General features: G+C 40.5%; 18 protein-coding genes. 9 read left to right on the top strand and 9 right to left on the bottom strand.

The window, feature by feature from the left end:
• The first annotated feature begins 277 nt into the window (after nt 1-277).
• The gene (locus tag B7E07_RS18515; protein ID WP_080848302.1) at nt 278-1,870 is read left to right on the top strand and encodes a glutathione ABC transporter substrate-binding protein; all 1,593 of its coding nucleotides are present in this window, start codon (nt 278-280) and stop codon (nt 1,868-1,870) included.
• Nucleotides 1,871-1,974: 104 nt separating this feature from the next.
• Here the strand turns inward: B7E07_RS18515 and B7E07_RS18520 are convergent, their stop codons facing one another.
• Together B7E07_RS18520 and fabL are read right to left on the bottom strand one after the other, a co-directional pair.
• Entirely contained in the window at nt 1,975-2,163 is a 189-nt protein-coding gene (locus B7E07_RS18520; protein WP_080849269.1) for a gamma-type small acid-soluble spore protein, read from the bottom strand.
• 125 nt (nt 2,164-2,288) lie between these two features.
• The gene (gene fabL, locus B7E07_RS18525; protein WP_080848303.1) at nt 2,289-3,038 is read right to left on the bottom strand and encodes an enoyl-[acyl-carrier-protein] reductase FabL; all 750 of its coding nucleotides are present in this window, start codon (nt 3,036-3,038) and stop codon (nt 2,289-2,291) included.
• A 122-nt stretch (nt 3,039-3,160) separates the two neighbouring features.
• On the opposite strand from fabL, the gene B7E07_RS18530 reads away from it, so the two are divergent.
• Nucleotides 3,161-3,385 carry a hypothetical protein gene (locus tag B7E07_RS18530; RefSeq protein ID WP_080848304.1) on the top strand — a complete coding sequence of 75 codons (225 nt, stop codon included), beginning with the start codon at nt 3,161-3,163 and terminating at the stop codon, nt 3,383-3,385.
• Between the two features lie 174 nt (nt 3,386-3,559).
• On the opposite strand, the gene mutY is transcribed toward B7E07_RS18530, so the two are convergent.
• Nucleotides 3,560-4,663 (bottom strand): A/G-specific adenine glycosylase, encoded by a 1,104-nt coding sequence (gene mutY / locus B7E07_RS18535; protein ID WP_257391496.1) that lies wholly within the window; start codon nt 4,661-4,663, stop codon nt 3,560-3,562.
• 308 nt (nt 4,664-4,971) lie between these two features.
• Here mutY and B7E07_RS18540 point away from each other — a divergent pair, with 308 nt between their 5' ends.
• Nucleotides 4,972-5,952, top strand: coding sequence for a metal-dependent hydrolase (locus B7E07_RS18540; protein WP_080848306.1), 981 nt, complete (start codon nt 4,972-4,974; stop codon nt 5,950-5,952).
• A gap of 30 nt (nt 5,953-5,982) precedes the next feature.
• Here the strand turns inward: B7E07_RS18540 and B7E07_RS18545 are convergent, their stop codons facing one another.
• Nucleotides 5,983-6,252 carry a YfhJ family protein gene (locus tag B7E07_RS18545; protein WP_080848307.1) on the bottom strand — a complete coding sequence of 90 codons (270 nt, stop codon included), beginning with the start codon at nt 6,250-6,252 and terminating at the stop codon, nt 5,983-5,985.
• A 111-nt stretch (nt 6,253-6,363) separates the two neighbouring features.
• Between B7E07_RS18545 and B7E07_RS18550 the strand changes: the two genes are divergently transcribed.
• Nucleotides 6,364-6,534, top strand: coding sequence for a small, acid-soluble spore protein K (locus B7E07_RS18550; RefSeq protein WP_080848308.1), 171 nt, complete (start codon nt 6,364-6,366; stop codon nt 6,532-6,534).
• A 121-nt stretch (nt 6,535-6,655) separates the two neighbouring features.
• On the opposite strand, the gene B7E07_RS18555 is transcribed toward B7E07_RS18550, so the two are convergent.
• Both B7E07_RS18555 and recX read right to left on the bottom strand, forming a co-directional pair.
• Nucleotides 6,656-6,985 carry a YfhH family protein gene (locus B7E07_RS18555; protein ID WP_080848309.1) on the bottom strand — a complete coding sequence of 110 codons (330 nt, stop codon included), beginning with the start codon at nt 6,983-6,985 and terminating at the stop codon, nt 6,656-6,658.
• Between the two features lie 110 nt (nt 6,986-7,095).
• Nucleotides 7,096-7,899 carry a recombination regulator RecX gene (gene recX / locus B7E07_RS18560; protein WP_080848310.1) on the bottom strand — a complete coding sequence of 268 codons (804 nt, stop codon included), beginning with the start codon at nt 7,897-7,899 and terminating at the stop codon, nt 7,096-7,098.
• 112 nt (nt 7,900-8,011) lie between these two features.
• Here recX and B7E07_RS18565 point away from each other — a divergent pair, with 112 nt between their 5' ends.
• The 3 genes from B7E07_RS18565 to B7E07_RS18575 all read left to right on the top strand — a co-directional run bounded on the left by B7E07_RS18565 (nt 8,012) and on the right by B7E07_RS18575 (nt 9,634).
• Nucleotides 8,012-8,914, top strand: a complete 903-nt coding sequence (locus B7E07_RS18565; RefSeq protein ID WP_080848311.1) for a TIGR01777 family oxidoreductase — start codon at nt 8,012-8,014, stop codon at nt 8,912-8,914.
• A gap of 75 nt (nt 8,915-8,989) precedes the next feature.
• The gene (locus B7E07_RS18570; protein WP_080848312.1) at nt 8,990-9,118 is read left to right on the top strand and encodes a YfhE family protein; all 129 of its coding nucleotides are present in this window, start codon (nt 8,990-8,992) and stop codon (nt 9,116-9,118) included.
• A gap of 333 nt (nt 9,119-9,451) precedes the next feature.
• The gene (locus B7E07_RS18575; RefSeq protein WP_066449234.1) at nt 9,452-9,634 is read left to right on the top strand and encodes a YfhD family protein; all 183 of its coding nucleotides are present in this window, start codon (nt 9,452-9,454) and stop codon (nt 9,632-9,634) included.
• Nucleotides 9,635-9,703: 69 nt separating this feature from the next.
• Here the strand turns inward: B7E07_RS18575 and B7E07_RS18580 are convergent, their stop codons facing one another.
• Nucleotides 9,704-11,581 (bottom strand): ABC transporter ATP-binding protein, encoded by a 1,878-nt coding sequence (locus tag B7E07_RS18580; protein ID WP_257391497.1) that lies wholly within the window; start codon nt 11,579-11,581, stop codon nt 9,704-9,706.
• Entirely contained in the window at nt 11,541-13,271 is a 1,731-nt protein-coding gene (locus B7E07_RS18585; RefSeq protein ID WP_080848314.1) for an ABC transporter ATP-binding protein, read from the bottom strand. Before B7E07_RS18585 ends, B7E07_RS18580 begins: the two co-directional genes overlap by 41 nt.
• A 1,084-nt stretch (nt 13,272-14,355) precedes the next feature.
• On the opposite strand from B7E07_RS18585, the gene B7E07_RS18590 reads away from it, so the two are divergent.
• Nucleotides 14,356-15,204, top strand: coding sequence for a squalene/phytoene synthase family protein (locus B7E07_RS18590; RefSeq protein ID WP_080848315.1), 849 nt, complete (start codon nt 14,356-14,358; stop codon nt 15,202-15,204).
• Nucleotides 15,205-15,252: 48 nt separating this feature from the next.
• On the opposite strand, the gene B7E07_RS18595 is transcribed toward B7E07_RS18590, so the two are convergent.
• Nucleotides 15,253-15,720, bottom strand: coding sequence for a hypothetical protein (locus tag B7E07_RS18595; protein WP_139785662.1), 468 nt, complete (start codon nt 15,718-15,720; stop codon nt 15,253-15,255).
• A gap of 208 nt (nt 15,721-15,928) precedes the next feature.
• On the opposite strand from B7E07_RS18595, the gene putP reads away from it, so the two are divergent.
• Nucleotides 15,929-17,392, top strand: a complete 1,464-nt coding sequence (putP, locus tag B7E07_RS18600) for a sodium/proline symporter PutP (RefSeq protein WP_080848317.1) — start codon at nt 15,929-15,931, stop codon at nt 17,390-17,392.
• Nucleotides 17,393-17,408: the final 16 nt, after the last annotated feature.

Raw genomic sequence — 17,408 nt, forward strand, 5'->3', positions numbered from 1 at the left:
TTTCCGTTTATTATTCTTTCAATTCAGTCTTTTTAATAATATATACTATTCCTAATTATTACAATAGTTTTATTATTTTGATTTTATGGTTTTTATATCATATGTTTGCAGTGATTTAAATAGAAAGCCTTTTAGAAAACTTTCTTATATTCAAATAATATTCAAATAATTCTATATTTTTGTTAAATTTATAGTTGTACTTATTGAATTTTTAGACTATTATAAAAATGCACATGCCAAGTGTGTGTAAACTTTAACTATTTTTAGGGGGAGTCAAATGAGAATCAAAAAAAATGCCTTTCTAATCTTATTGCTATCACTTTTTCTCATGTTAGCGGCATGCAGTACAGGAAGTAACACAGAACCTGAAGACAATAATGATAGTGATGATGAAAATGCTACTGAGAACGAAGAGCCTAGTACAGATGGCGGCGAATTAGTATTCGTTACCCCATCTGATGCCCCAACTCTAGATCCTCATGGTGTTAATGACACTGCATCCAATACTGCTACTACACAAATTTTAGAAAGACTAGTTGATTATAGTGAAGATGGCTCAATCGTTCCATTGCTGGCAACAGAATACGAAGCGATTGATGATACGACTTGGGAATTTAAATTGCGCGAAGGCGTAAAATTCCATGACGGAACAGACTTCAATGCTGAAGCTGTAAAAATGAATATTGAGAGAATTACCAACCCTGACTTTGCTTCTCCGAAAGCATTCATTTTGAATGTTATTGAAGAGGTTGTCATTGTAGATGATTACACAGTTCAATTCAAAACAAGTGCGCCTTTTGCTCCACTTCCGGCTCACTTAGCTCATAATGCTGGTTCAATCATTGCTCCATCAGCAATCGAAGAAGAAAACAGCGGCGGTAAAAAAGTGGATGAAAATCCAATCGGTACAGGTCCATTCAAGCTTTCAAATTGGAACCGCGGTGCTGAAATCGTATTTGAAAAGAACGAAGATTATTGGGGCGAGCCTGCAAAAATCGATACCCTTAAATTCGTAGTAGTACCTGAACAAGCAACTCGTGTTGCGATGATTGAGACTGGTGAAGCACATGCCATGCTTTTAGGTGCATCTGACGTTTCCCGTGTAGAAGCAATGGAAAACATTGAAATCGATCGGGTAAAAGGTACACGTATGGACTATGTTGGCTTCAACGTCACAAAAGAACCGTTTAATGATGTTAGAGTTCGTCAGGCAATCAGCATGGCGATTAACAAAGATGATATTGTAAATGGAATTTTAGATGGTCAGGGGATTCCTGCAGTTGGACCTCTTGCTCCAACAGTTGTAGGAAACTACCAGGATTTAGAGCCGCTGGGTTATGATGTGGAAGCAGCAAAAGCATTATTAGCTGAAGCTGGATTTGAAGATGGATTTGAAACAACTCTCTATGTTAACGACGGAAGCCAGGAGCGTGCAGACATTGCTGAAATGGTTCAAGCTCATTTAGCTCCAATTGGCATTGATGTATCAATCGAGGTTGTTGAGTGGGGTGCATTCCTAGAGCAAACAGCTGCTGGTGACCACGAAATGTTTATCCTCGGTTGGACAACAGTAACAGCTGACGCAGACTACGGTTTGTATGCGTTATTCCATTCTTCACAGTTTGGTTCACCAGGTAACCGTTCTTTCTATAAGAACGAACGTGTTGATGAACTGCTTGATCTTGCACGATCTGAATCAGATACAGATGCACGTAATGAAGCTTACAAAGAAATCTCGGAAATTCTTGTAGAAGAAGTGCCAATGGTTTACTTGCAGCATCCTGACTTTGTCCATGCACTTAATGGAATTGAAGGACTGTTTGTAAACTTCAGCGGTACTCCATTCTTCCATAATGTATCATTCAAATAATGCGGGATTCCAAGGGGACAGTTACCTGTCCTCTTGACATCTCGGTCTCAATTCCAGAAAAAAGCACCCTCCGTTGAAAGGGTGCTTTTTTCGTTACGTATCAATTATTTGCTGTAGCCAGAGTTTTTACCTTTTTGAGCTTCAGCACGTGCGTTACGTTCTTTTACTTCTTGTACGTTAGTTTCAGAAGCGAACTCAGTGCCGTATTGACCTTGACCAGCAGATTGAGCGTTTTGTTGTCTTACTTCTTGAACGTTCGTACCAGATTGTGTTTTGTTTGGTTGTTTTGCCATTGTAATCACCTCCACGCTCATTAATTTGTCCCCTAGCGCAGAAAAGTATCCAACTTTTTTTAGAAAAAAATTAAAATATTTTTAAATGATGATTACAGTATATTTACCAGGCTAAACAGTCATTTTTAAACTAACAGCGAGATTCCGCCATCAATAATAATCGTTTGGCCGCGGATCATGCTCGACTCTTCTTTTGTTAAAAACATAATTGCGTTTACCATATCCTCAATTGATACCATGCGGCCAGCTGGTGTTTTCTCAGCTGCTTCGGCCAGTAATTCCGCGCGATTTGGGAAGTGCTTAAGCGCGTCTGTATCCACTGCCCCGCCTGACACCGCGTTGACTACGATGTTTTTTGATGATAATTCTACAGCCAGATATCTCGTCAAAGCCTCTAATGCCGCTTTTGATACGCCGACAACGGTATAGTTTTCTAAATAGCGAATGGATCCAAGTGAACTAACGCTGATAATTTTCCCGCCCCCATTTTTCTCCATCAGCTTTGCTGCTTCCTGTGCACAAAATAAAAGGGCCTTACTGTTGATATTCATTGTCCAATTCCAATGCGATTCCTCAAGCTCCATGGCTGGACGCTGAACGCCTGATGCTGCATTATTGACGAACACATCAAGTCTGCCAAACTCACGGTCAATCTCTGCAAAAAGATGCTTAATTTTATCCACATCTCCTACATTCGCCTTAACGGTAAGAACTTTTCTTCCCAGCTTTTCAATTTCCGCTGCCGTTTCTTGTGCGGCACTTTTGCTGCGTGCATAGTTGATAACGATATCGTAGCCTTCTTTTGCTAATGTTAAGGCCGTTTCCTTCCCAATCCCTCTGCTGCTTCCTGTAATCAATGCTACTTTTTGCGTCATGTTCAAAACCCTCTCTTTACCATGCTTATGTACTAAACACTATTGCTATCATTTTAGCTTTTCCATGTATAGTTGGCAATCTGGATTATAACAATACTCATATAGAGAAGGGAGGAATTTTTATGTACGTAGGCAGAGATATGACCGAGCTTTCCATGATGTCTAAAACTGATTGGAATGACAGTGAGCTTGCTTATTTTCACCATTCACTACAGCAAATCACTCCATATTTAAACGCTGAGGGTCATACGATTCAGACGGAAATTATCAAAGAAATTGAAAGACGCGGAGGCAACGAGCGGAATGAAGCAACATATACGAGCGGCACAAAAATCACTTATGATTAAGCACCTGATCCCGCTCTGTCAATTTTAATCTAACAGCATCCTAAGAGATGAAGTTGCTGCACTTACACATTGTTTTAAAATTTGTTTTCACCTATGCTGAAATTTTTATTAAACCGTAAAAAAAAGGGCTCACATTTTGCAGCCCTTTCTTTATGCCTACACTATTGTGTGTGTTTATTCTTTTTCAAGCTGATACATACGAAATATCTTTTGATATGGAACTGGAAAAGCATATTGCTCTAGTTCTTCTATCGAAACAAATTTTACATTTTGAAGTTCACTGGCAGAGACATCATCAATTGTTCCTGCATATACATTAATATTCCAGATGAGATGGGAAAACACATGCTCTAATTGTCCGATTGAGCGGTTCAGATGAACAGATGCTAGATAGATTCCGGCAAAGCTATCTTCCAAAAGTGCTTTTTCATCCACATAGCTTAATGTGCTTTCAATATTCGGAAATTCCCAAAGATTCGCGAGCAGTCCCTTTGAAGGACGCTTCTGAATTAGAATCTCACCCTTGTCATTGAGAAGGATGGCTGATGCCATTTTCACATGCCGCTGTTTTTTATTTTTTGTTTTGATCGGTAGTTCATGCTGAGTTCCTCCGTGAAAAGCACTGCAATGGTCTCTGACCGGACAAAGCAAACAGGATGGTGACGTCGGTGTACAAATTAAGGCCCCAAGCTCCATTAAGGCCTGATTAAAATCGGAAGGATTATCATGCGAAATCAGTTCTCTTACGGCAGCTTCGAAGATCTTTCTTGTGGCCGGTTTTGCAATATCATCCCAAATGGAAAGAATTCTGGAGAAGACACGCATCACATTGCCATCCACAGCTGGTTCCGGAACACCGTAAGCAATGCTTAGGATTGCCCCTGCAGTATATGGGCCAACTCCTTTTAAGGACGATATTTCCTTTGGTGTATTTGGAACAATTCCGTCATACTTTTCATGTACTTCTTTCACGGCACTTTGAAGGTTTCTGGCTCTTGAATAGTAGCCCAGCCCCTCCCATGCTTTTAGTACTTGATCTTCTTCCGCCTCTGCTAAATCTTTAACTTGCGGAAAAAGTTCTAAGAATCGATGAAAATATGGGATAACAGTATCAACTCTTGTTTGCTGCAGCATGATTTCTGAAACCCATACCTTGTATGGATCCTTATCTTTTCGCCAGGGCAGTTCTCTTTGTTCTTGTTGAAACCAGGAGATTAAGTCTGTTTGAAATTGCTTGATATCAATGGTTTCTAACGTTTGTACTTCTTGCTTGTCCAAGTTTTTCCCCCTCCATGATGTTAAAGTAACGTAAATTTGGGAATATAATAGGTAAGTGTTCATTTTGACTCATACAATCTTATGAAGCTGCTTTTCATTTACACAATATTCTTTTAATAAAAACTAGCCGATTGGCAGGTATTGAAAGGACGCAGAGAATCCCTAGTATGAGCACTATATCGAGAATTCTTCTGCGCTGCTCATTTATACTATCTGAAAGTATAAAATGAAACTTAACTTTTATAAGGAAATAATTACTGCTAAAATGACAGTAGCTGCAATACAACAAGCAAGGAGGTTTTTTCCTCTTGGATACTGGAACACATATAGTCATGGGGCTGTCTCTAGGCGGTTTGGCAACACTTGATCCAGTGGTTGCCGAAAGTTCAGTTACAGCAACAAGCATCATGATTGGTACGATTGTTGGCTCACAGATCCCTGATATTGATACCGTATTAAAGCTGAGAAATAATGCTGTATATATACGAAATCACCGCGGCATTACACACTCCATACCGGCAGTTCTCTTATGGCCATTAGTCATTATTGCTGTCGTATATCCATTTTTTCCAGAGGCCAATTTGCTTCATTTATGGCTTTGGACATTTCTTGCCGTATTCTTGCATGTGTTTGTTGATATTTTTAATTCGTATGGCACACAGGCCTTAAGGCCCTTCTCCCCAAAATGGGTTGCTCTTGGCACAATCAATACATTTGATCCGTTTATTTTCGGGATTCATGTGGTTGGTTTATTTATTTGGGCGTTTGGTGCACATCCAGGATACACGTTTTTAGGTATTTACGGCATACTGGTCCTGTATTATATTTATCGATTCGTTGCGCAGCGTCAAGTGCTGAAGGCAGTTAAAGTTCTTATTCCAGATGCATATGATATCATTATAGCTCCGACGATGAAGATGCACAGCTGGAGAATTGCGGCAATGAACAAGCATCAATTCTTTGTGGGGCGATCCGAAAATAAACAAATTATCATTCAGGACCAATTCAACCGAGTGCCTGTCCCAGAAACAAAGGTAATTGAAGCAGCCAAACGAGATGACAATCTTTCAGCCTTTCTTTCCTTTTCACCTGTCTACCGCTGGGAGGTTGATGAATACGATGATTATTATGAGGTACGTTTCATCGATTTGAGATACCGCAGCAACGATTATTATCCTTTCGTAGCGGTTGTTCAGCTCGATCTGGACTATAATATCAAAACCTCTTACACAGGCTGGATTTTTAGTGAGGAAAAGCTTCGAAAAAAATTGGATATTATTCCAAACTAACGGATAACGAGCCTATTACAGGCTCGTTTTTTAATGCATCTTTTTAGGATCCTCGTTAAGCATATCCTTATATTTTGGATTTTGGGCAACAAATTCATGAAGCTTTTCTCCATAGTTTTCAATCCACTGTGCCACTACCTTAGCCGTCATTTCACTTCCCTTGTATTCACGGCCGGCCTTTGCATACGTTGTTTCAAAATCATCCCAAAGCAATTCGATCCAAGTTTGAGCCTGTGACGCAGAAATTTGCTGGTTTTTTTCTAAAAGCAGTTCATATAATCTTTGCTGATATTCATTCATTAAAAATCCCTCTTTCTAGATCATGATGTTTTTTACGCTGTATCATAAGATGTCTATTTACAAATACTATATCTGATTCACCATATCAGCGATCCGAGGAGGAGAAGCAGGATGCGAAACAAAGCAACTAATTTCCCAAATCAAAATAACAATAAATTTGAAGGTGAACCGCGCGCAAAGGCTGAATATGCATCAAAACGTGCAGACGGCACCATTAACACCCATCCACAGGAGCGAATGAGAGCTTCAACTAATCGCGACAGTGACACACCTGAATATTAAAATTACAACCTGCTCTCGGAGAGATTAGATTTCTCTCTGGGAGCTTTTTTGTTTTTGGGCTGCTGGCAGTATTCTCTCACCCCTTGCCCACTCTAGCTCCCCTACAATCCAAATCCCAAACCTATTCCGTTACCGCTGTTTTCTTCAGCATAGAAATCGGCAGGGCTTCTTCTTCTTTCGTTCCAGCCAGCCTGTAGCCCCAGGCGAAAACGCCGTTTAAATAATCAATTTTAAAGTATTGGCCTGGGTCTCCTTCGATTTCGTAAATGTCGCCTTTGATAAAATCTTTTGGGTCGAGCAGATAGGATTTGGCCATCACCGCTTTACGTTCGAGGACTGCGTATTCATTGACCATACCCATTTGTTCCGCTTTTCGTGCTTTTTCGTTTAAGCTTGCGATTTCCTGCTGTAATTCGTATGAAGTCAGTTCACTATATCTTTTTTCTGACATTGTCTATACGCCCCTTTGTTATATTCAGTATAAGTATAGTAAAAATAGCTCAACAAGCAAACAATTAGATAGGCAGAAGGTTCCCTTAAAACGAGGGAATTACAGGACACTTACTCTTCCTCCCTCAGGACTTTGTCAATTAAATCAAAAGAAAACCCTTTGCGTGCTAATGCCTGCTTCATTTTTTGTTTGTATTCAAATTCGGGAAGCGCCCTGTATTTCCGGCTTGCTTTTTCAGCTTGATGCCGTAATGCAGCCAGCTCTTCGTCTTCTTCCTTTTCAGGTGCTGCCGCTGAAATGGCTTCCTGAATTATGTCCGAATAGAACCCTTTTCTGCTTAACACCTGCTCAAGCTTTTGCTTAGCAATTCTTGTCGATTCCTTCGTATTTTTCCTCATGTTTTTTTCACATAATTTAATCGCTGTTTCTAACTCCTGTTCAAAGCTGAATTGCTCTAGCGCTTTCTCCATTAACTCTTCTCTGATTCCCTTTTCCTTTAATTCCATGCGAATCAGGCCTCTGCCTTTATCTGTTGTATTCATTTGGGTGCGTACAAAGGCAAGGGCGAATTCTTCATCATTCAAAAAACTGTACTGATATAATTTGTGGATGGTTTCTTGGATAATAACTTCGTCTACTTCTTTTCCTTTTAAAAATGTCCTTACCTCATACTCAGACCTCATCCGCCTCGCCAAGTAGCCGATTGCGTCATTATAGGCTTTGCGGATATCATCGTGAAAGCCGATTTCTGAAAGTAAAATATCATCGAGCTCCATTCCTTTTTTAAGTCCATGCTTAATAAGAACGTCTTCATCTACACTGAAGGAATAAGCCTCTCCGCTCCCATCGTCCGTAAAAATATTATAACGATCCTTGTTTTTCTTTTGGATTGAAATTTTTGTTATTACCGGCATTTTTCATCACCTCATTATGTTTGTAGCATATCAGAAAAGGGTTTTAAGAGGAAAGAGAGAACTATTAAAGATACATACACGGGAAATAATGATGAACGGAAGGGGAAATGATATGAAAATTGCGCTAGCTGGAGGAACTGGATTTGTCGGCAGCTATTTAACAGAAGCCTTAAAGAAGAACGGTCATAAAATTCTCATTCTTACACGGAATAGCCAGAATAAAACACCAAAAGATCAAGTGACCTATGTACAATGGCTCAATGATGGCGATACACCGGAAAATCATTTAGAGGGCATTGATGCGTTTATCAACTTAGCGGGAGAATCGGTTAACAGCGGCAGATGGACAGAGGAGAGAAAACGCAGAATTATTGAAAGCCGGACGCAATCCGCAGATGAGGTGAATCGTATTTTACATAACTTAATGGAGCCTCCAAAGGTCGTCATTCAAGCAAGTGCAATCGGCTATTATGGCACCTCTGATTCAAAGTTTTTTACAGAAGAAGTCTCAGCGTCGGGTTCTGATTTTCTAGCGGAAACAGTCTATAAATGGGAACAATCTGCCCGTGAAGGCAAGCTTCCTGATAGCCGCTTGGTGTTTACCCGCTTTGGCATCATTCTCTCCAAGGCTGGTGGCGCACTGCCGAAAATGGCTCTTCCTTATCAGCTTTTTGCCGGCGGGAAATTGGGCAAAGGTGTTCAGTGGATGTCTTGGATTCATATAGAGGATGTGGTCAAAGCCTTTTTATTTTGCCTGGAAAATAAAAATATCGAGGGTCCTGTCAATTTTACCGCTCCAAATCCTGTGCAAATGAGTGAATTTGGCAAAACACTAGGAGCTGTCCTGCATAAACCCCATTGGCTCCCATTGCCTGCTTTTGCGATGAAAATGATGTTAGGTGAAATGAGCATGCTTATGCTTGAAGGCCAGCATGTAACACCGAAAAAACTATTATCATCCGGCTATTCCTTTTCATACCCTCATTTAAAGAACGCATTAGAAGATATTTATTAACCTCCCAATGTATGAACAGCTCCAAAGTAGGGAAAATTGCTAATGCTTCTTAATTTTTGAAAGGGTGTGTATGAAATGGCAGGAGAGAAAAAACGCAAGGATAAAACAAAAAGCACATTGTCCAGCATGCAGGAAGTTACATATAGCCGGGAATTCAAAATGGCAGATCGAGCTGGCGGCTATACCGACAGCCGTAAACATTAATTAAGAAAAGCGGAAGGCACTTGCCCAAATTAAGGAACGCAGACTAATACCGCCACGTCCTGTGGCAACTTCTGCACAACTCACATCCTGTGAGCCCCAAGCTTAAGACAAGATGGCTAGAAGGTTGTTCTTTAACCTTCTGGACAGATTGGCTTAAGACCTCGAGGGGCTAGGCGCTACTCTTAGTTTAAATTTTTCATCCTTTTATATCATATAAAAGCGACTCTTGAGCAAGCTATATGTACGGAACACTGCTTCCGTACTTCAGCCTGCTGATGAGCGCTTTTTTATTTTAAAAAAATCGTCACATTCAGCCATTGAGAGGGGATTTCTATGGGACGCTTAGGCAATCAGCATCATAATTCGAAAGCAAAAGCAAAGCTGCCGCAAACACCTAAAAACTTAAAAAATTCTCCGAATGAAGAGTATGCTGGAGAACTGACAGATCAAGCCGAGCTTGAAGTCATTGCTAGAGCAAACGCTGCTAATCAGCGTATAACAAGAAGATCTGACTGATAAAAATGACCCCTGGAGATCCAGGGGCCCTTTTTTTATACCTTCGTCTATTACTGCAGGCCTAGAAATTTAGGAAGTTACATGCTCCCCAACTGTGGACATGCCTTGATTAAGCTCAAAATAAAAGCCTTTTTCCTTCATTAATTGATCATGTGTTCCTTTTTCCGTAATCCTGCCGTCTTGCAGAACGAAGATTTTGTCTGCCTGGCGGATGGTATTTAAGCGGTGGGCAATCACGAAGCTTGTTCTTCCCACCATCAGCTTCTGCAATGCTTCCTGAATTTTCAGCTCGGTCACGGTGTCTATGCTGCTTGTTGCTTCATCTAATATTAAGATCGATGGATTTGCCAGAAAAGCTCTGGCAATGGAAAGCAGCTGCCTCTGTCCCTGACTAATTCCGCTGCCATCCTGGTTTAAGACGGTTTCATATTTCTTCGGAAGCTTCATGATAAAGGAATGAGCATTGGCCAGTTTAGCCGCTTCCTTCACTTCCTCATCCGTCCCATCCAATCTCCCATAGCGGATATTATCCATGACTGTGCCTTGAAATAAAAAAGGATCCTGAAGCACAAAACCCATATGCTCCCGCATGCTTTCTTTTTTAATTTTGCTGATATCTTTTCCATCTAGATAGATCTTGCCTGCATTCACTTCATAAAAGCGGGAAAGCAAATTAATGATGGTCGTTTTCCCTGCCCCAGTTGGGCCAACAAAGGCTGCCGTTTCGCCAGGCATTACCGAGATTGAAATGTCCTTAAGCGTCTTGCCTCCTTCTTCATATTCAAATGAAACATGTTCAAAAACCACTTCGCCCTCGATTGAACTTAACTCTTCAAGAGTCTCATCGTTTTTGTACTCTTCCTGTTCATCTAAAATATCGAATACCCTCTCCGCTCCAGCAATCGCTGAGAGAAGTGTATTGAATTGGTTGGCGAGATCGTTTAATGGCCTTGTAAACTGGCGGGAGTATTCTGTGAAGATAACAATTGTACCGATTGAAACCCAGCCATTGATTGCAAGTATTCCTCCTACCCCTGCAATGATGGCAAAAGACAGGTTATTCAGTCCATTCATAAGCTTTGGAATAAATCCGGAATACGTCTGTGCCCAAAAGCCAGCAGTGCGGAGCTTTTCACCTTTTTCTAAGAATTCATTGATTACCTTCTCTTCTTGTGAAAAAGCTTTAACAATCCGCTGACCAGAAATTGTTTCTTCAATATACCCATTTAATTCCCCAAGATTTTTCTGCTGCTCCTTAAATAACTTGCCTGTTCGATTCGTAATCCACTTCATCCCAAAAAACATGAGCGGAACAATCGTCAGGGTCAAAAGAGTCAGCAGCGGGCTCATCCAAAGCATGACCCCAAGTGTGCCTGCAAGGGTTAAAACACTGGATATAATTTGGATCACAGAGCTATTTAAGGTCGAGCTAATATTTTCAATATCATTTGTCACTCTGCTCATCAATTCCCCGTGCTGTCTTTTATCAAAGAAAGGAATCGGCAGCTTTTGCAGATGCTCAAACAAATTCGTTCGTAAGCTAAAAACAGTTTTCTGCGCAATGCCAATCATCCAATAGTTCTGATACCAGGTCGACAAAGAAAACAGCAGATATATGATTCCTAACATCACTAATAGGGTCAGGAAGTTTGCACTAGCATCCTCTACAATATAATGATCAATGACATAGCCGATTAAATAAGGTCCCAGCAAGCCCATTGCCGAACTGACAATCACCATAATGACAACCCAAATTAATAGACTTTTATTGACAGCCAAGTACTTCCAGAGCCTCTTTAAGGTTTCTTTATAGTTGCCTGGTTTTGCTTTTTTTTGAGCATCGGTTTGATTGGATTGCTTTGAAAAATTTGATTTATCATATCGGAAAGGCGTTAACAGATCTTTTTTAAGCATAGCTCCGATCCTCTCCTCCTGTCTGCGACTCATAAATATTTCGATAAAGGTCGGACTTGTTCAATAAGTCTTCATGGCTGCCTTCAGCAATTAGATTTCCTTCCATTAATAGAAAAATATGATCGGCTTCCATCGCTGTATTGATTTTTTGTGTGATAATAAACGTGGTGCAATCATAGTGCTTGATTGCCTCTAACAGCTTTGCTTCTGTTTTCATGTCAAGAGCGCTGGTACTGTCATCGAGCAGCAGAATTTTCGGCTTGCGCACTAAAGCTCTCGCAATGGTTAAACGCTGTTTCTGTCCGCCAGATAAGTTGATTCCTTTTTGACCAAGCTTTGTTTCATATTGATACGGAAGCTTTTCAATCGTGTCATGAATTTGGGCATTTTTCGCTGCAAGGGTGATTTCCTCCATGGTGGCATCTTCTTTCCCCCAGGCGATATTGTCTCTGACACTGCCGCTAAACAAAAGAGCGTCCTGAGGCACATACCCAATTTTCTTCCTAAGATCTTCAAGCTTCATTTCCTTTACATTTTGACCGTCAATCAGCACTTCTCCGCTGCTTGCTTCATATAAACGGGGAATAAGCTGAAACAACGAGGTTTTTCCAGAGCCAGTTGCTCCTAATAAAGCTACTGTCTGCCTGCTGTGAATAGTGAAATTAATATTTTCTAGTACATGTTTATCTGTTTCAGGATATTTAAAAGACACTTGTTTGAATTGAATTTTTCCGTTTGTTACGGTTTGATTTTGATCTGCTGCAAGCTTATCGATCAAATCAGCATCTGTTTCAAGCACTTCAGCAATCCGTTTCGAGGATGCTCTTGCACGTGAAAATGCCATAATGATAAACGAAAGCATTGAAAAAGCCGAGGTTACTCTCATGGCGTAATTGACCACAGCAACAACTTCACCGACCTGAACTTCACCTGTATTTACCTGAATGCTGCCAAACCATAAAACAGCGATAATTGCACCATTCATGATCAAGAGCAGAATTGGCATTGTCACTTCCATTAATCGCAATGCTTTTGTCGTTTTTTCCTTCAGTTCATCATTTGCTTTTGTAAACCGTTTGACTTCATAGCTTCTGCGGATCAAAGCTTTAATGACACGAATGCCCGTTAGGTTTTCCCTCATGACACTATTTACTCCGTCCAGTTTCTTTTGAACAGATTGAAACAGTGCCCCTCCTTTTCTCATCACCCATACAAGGAAGAAAAACAGAAATGGAATTACAACCGATAGGATCAGAGCGAGTTGAAAGTTGACCACAAATGCCATGACCAGACTGCCGACTATCAGAAGCGGCGCCCTCATCATGATGCGCAAGCCCATAAAAATCGTGTTCTGCAGCTGGGTAATATCATTGGTCATTCTTGTTATAAGCGATGATGTCGGAAAAAGGTTGAAATTCGCATACGAAAAGGACTGTATTTTCTTAAATAAACTCGTGCGCACATCAAAGCCAAAGCTCTGGCTGACGTGTGCTGCGTAAAAAGAATTTATAATTCCAGATGCAAATGCCAGCATAGAAATCGCAATCAGAATTGTCCCCCACACCGTAATAACATGTAAATCCTGCACTAATATGCCATCATCAATAATTTTGGCCATAATAAGCGGCTGCAGCAGTTCAGCAGCCAATTCGGTCAGCATCAGCACAATAGCAACAGCAGCCGCCAGCCGATACGGTTTTAAAAATCCAGCAATCTTCTTCATTAAATGCCCCCTACTTCTTGTTGCAAATTCTTTCGAAAAACTAAATATTATAGTGTATTTTTTTATCATATAACCTTTTACACAATTTTTAAATAATTTTGACGGATTTTTGTTGTTTTTTTGTGAAATGCAGATTGGGAAAAGTGGGATTAGCTAGTTGGTTCGCTGTAGGTCAGGCTCAGCAACTGTTTTTAGGGTGTTACTTTTAGTTTTAACTACCCAGTTCTCCCTTTTCTTGAGACTTCGGGTGTTTAAATCTGGGTTTAACTACCCTGCTCTCTCTTTTCATGAGACTTCGGGGGTTCAAATTGAATTTTAACTACTCAACTCTCCCTTTTCATGGGACTTCAATCGTTTAAATTGGGTTTTAACTACCCAATTCTCTCTTTTCATGAGACTTCGGGGGTTTAAACCGGGTTTTAACTACCCTACTCTCCCTTTTCATGAGACTTCGGGTGTTCAAATTGAATTTTAACTACTCAACTCTCCCTTTTCATGGGACTTCGATCGTTTAAATTGGGTTTTAACTACCCAATTCTCTCTTTTCATGAGACTTCGATCGTTTAAATTGGATTTTAACTACCCTACTCTCTCTTTTCTTGAGACTTCGGGGGTTTAAATTGGATTTTAACTACTCAGCTCTCCCTTTTCATGAGACTTCGATCGTTTAAATTAGATTTTAAACTACCCAGCTCACCCTTTCCAAAAGACTTCGGGGGTTTAAATTGGTTTTTAACTACTCAGCTCTCTCATTCCCCCGACTTCGGGCTTAACCTTGATAACAATCTCTAAGCCGGTGGATCCTGCTTCTCTTAAAGGCTAATTCTATGATTAAAACCTATGCGCCAGTTTATTATTTTTTACATCTTTCAATAATCTATTTACCACTCTAAAGGTGTCATTATTCCTAGTGAATGATTATCTGCACTAATCATCACCTTTAATGAATATCTAAATGTAAAAAAACACCATCTCAAAGAAACTCCTTTATAAATGACAAAACTTTTGCATACACGCTACAATTACAGTAGTCTTAATGTATGCAAACATCATCTGATCATGAATGGTGTTACAATAAAAACGAATGATAAATAAAAAAGGATGGTATGACACGGTGAAAAGTAGTAATCATCTACATACGGAAGCAACCGAAGTCTTAAAAGAAACAAGCAGAACCTTCTTTATTCCTATTAGCCTGCTGCCGGAAGGGTTAAAGGAAGGTGTTGGTTCAGCCTATTTATGTATGAGGGCAATCGATGAAATTGAAGATGATCCTGAGATGGAGAGCAGTCTAAAAATGCAGCTTCTTTCTTCGATCAGTACCATTCTTAAAGAAGCTGATCCTCGCGAAAAGCTAACTGAACTATTAGAGCCATATCAACACCTTTTACCCGAAGTAACCAACCGGATCGCTGACTGGGTTACGTATTGTCCTGAAGGCATTCGAAGAGAAGTTCTTGACTCTACTTCAATCATGGCAGAGGGGATGGCAAAGTGGGTAGAAAAGGAATGGAAGATTACCAACGAGGAAGAACTCGATGATTATACCTTTACGGTGGCAGGGCTAGTTGGTGTCATGCTGACGGATATTTGGAAATGGTATGATGGCACAAATGCTGATAAAAACCTTGGCATCGCTTTCGGCAGAGGGTTGCAGGCCGTTAACATTCTCCGCAACTATAAGGAAGACGAAACGCGCGGTGTCAGCTTTTTTCCGGAAGGCTGGAATCTTGATGAGATGTTTGCCTATGCACAGCGCAATCTTGATTTAGCAGACCTTTATATTAAAGATATCGACAATACAACCATCCTGCATTTCTGCAAAATTCCATTAACACTTGCACATGGAACACTGCAGGCATTAATGGAAGGGAAAGAAAAAATGAGCAGAAACGACGTGGAAGACGCTGTTAATAAAGTCGTTGGGAAATAAGAAAAACCATCTGAGTCTAGGTCATACCTAGGCTTTTCCCCATTTTGTTTACTGAATAAGAACCATGGTTCTTATTCCGCTCTCAGCGATCATAACTTCCTGCAGAGAAGCAGTAGTTCCCTTATCAACCTCGATGACAAAGGCTCTCGGTGAAGCAACATCATCACACGTGTCTTCATTAGTATCTACAGTAATAGCGAGCGTGTTTTGTTCATCACTAATATTCTCTATATGATAAGGACAGCTGGATTCATGCAGCCCAACAAATATGACATTCTTTGATTCAAAATCCACTTTGGGAATCTTCTTCTCAAAATCAAACAAATTCCAGAACTGCTCAAATTCAACTGAGTTATAAGCAGCTTTAACTAAATACTGAAAAGCAGGAGGTTCCTCCCTTTCAAAAGCGATCTCATGAAAGTTAGCAGGAAGTGTTTTCTCGGTTGTGGCGAGTTTGTAATTGATTTGAGGAGCTTCTAATGTTTCACTTTCATCCTCTGTACTGCATCCGATCAAAAAAAATCCACATAGCGCAAGAAAAAGTATTTTAATCAAATTTTATCAGACTCCCCTCACCCACTCACTATACAGGACGAAATTCAAATTTAAAAAGTTTCTTCCGCCTGAAAATTTTATCACCTAAACGCTTTAAAGTGTTGTATAATATGGCAAATGATTTAAAATTCATAATCTTATATCATTAACGAAGGAAGGGAGAAATCTTATGGATTATAGCTTAATTGTCTCTATTACTGTTTATATGGCAGGGATGGTCGGGATTGGAATCTGGGCTTATAAAAAAACTTCCAATCTATCAGATTACATGCTGGGGGGACGTACACTTGGACCTGCGGTTACCGCGCTAAGTGCTGGGGCTTCAGATATGAGCGGCTGGCTGATGATGGGACTGCCTGGCGCAATGTATGCCGGCGGTCTAAGTGCTTCTTGGATTGCCATTGGCCTTACATTGGGAGCCTGGGCAAACTGGATTTATGTTGCTCCGCGCCTGCGTACTTACACAGAGATTGCTAATGATTCTATTACAATTCCAGGCTATCTTGAAAACCGCTTTAAAGATCGGTCAAGGCTGCTTCGCCTTATTTCTGGTTTCGTTATTTTAATCTTTTTTACTTTTTATGTTTCATCGGGCATGGTCTCAGGCGGAGTCCTATTCCAAAGTATCTTTGGGCTGGAATACCACACAGGATTGTGGATTGTTTCTGCTGTTGTTATTGCCTATACACTTTTTGGCGGATTTTTAGCAGTAAGCTGGACGGACTTTATTCAAGGCATTATCATGGTTCTTGCACTTATTTTAGTTCCGCTCGTTACGATTTTTCATATCGGCGGCATAGGACCTGCGGTGGAGATTCCCCGTGAAATCAACCCTGATCTTCTGAATATCTTCACAGGCACAAGCGTTCTTGGAATTATCTCTCTTTTCGCTTGGGGACTTGGGTATTTTGGTCAGCCGCATATCATCGTACGCTTTATGGCCATTTCGTCAGTAAAAGAAATCAAAAAGGCCAAAAACATTGGAATGGGCTGGATGATTTTCTCGATCATTGGAGCCATGTTTACTGGGTTTCTCGGCATCACCTACTTTTCACAAGCAGGCCAAACGCTCGATGACCCTGAAACAGTATTTATTACATTAGGCGAAATTCTTTTTCATCCGATTATTACAGGTTTCCTGATCGCCGCAATTTTAGCTGCCATCATGAGCACGATTTCTTCACAGCTTTTAGTTACATCCAGTTCATTAACGGAAGATATTTATAAAACCTTTTTCCGCCGCGAGGCAAATGATAAGGAGCTTGTCTTGATTGGGCGCTTATCAGTGCTAGTTGTCGCAATCATTGCTCTTTTCATCTCCTGGGAAAAAAATGAGACGATCCTTGACTTAGTCGGCTATGCATGGGCAGGCTTTGGTTCATCCTTTGGGCCTCTTATTCTCCTAAGCCTCTACTGGAAAAGGATGACGTCAGCTGGCGCGCTTGCCGGAATGATTGTCGGTGCCGCTACCGTTATTATTTGGTCAATAGCAGATCTATCTGATTTCTTATATGAAATGATTCCAGGATTCGCTGCTAGCTTGCTGGCAGTTGTGATTGTAAGTATGCTTACAGCTAAACCATCAATAGAAGTTGAAAAAGAGTTTGATGAATTTGAGGAAGCGTTGAAATAATACAGGGAGAGGCTGG

The sequence above is a fragment of the Cytobacillus gottheilii genome (genome assembly GCF_900166665.1).
Lineage (GTDB): Bacteria > Bacillota > Bacilli > Bacillales > Cytobacillaceae > Cytobacillus > Cytobacillus gottheilii_A.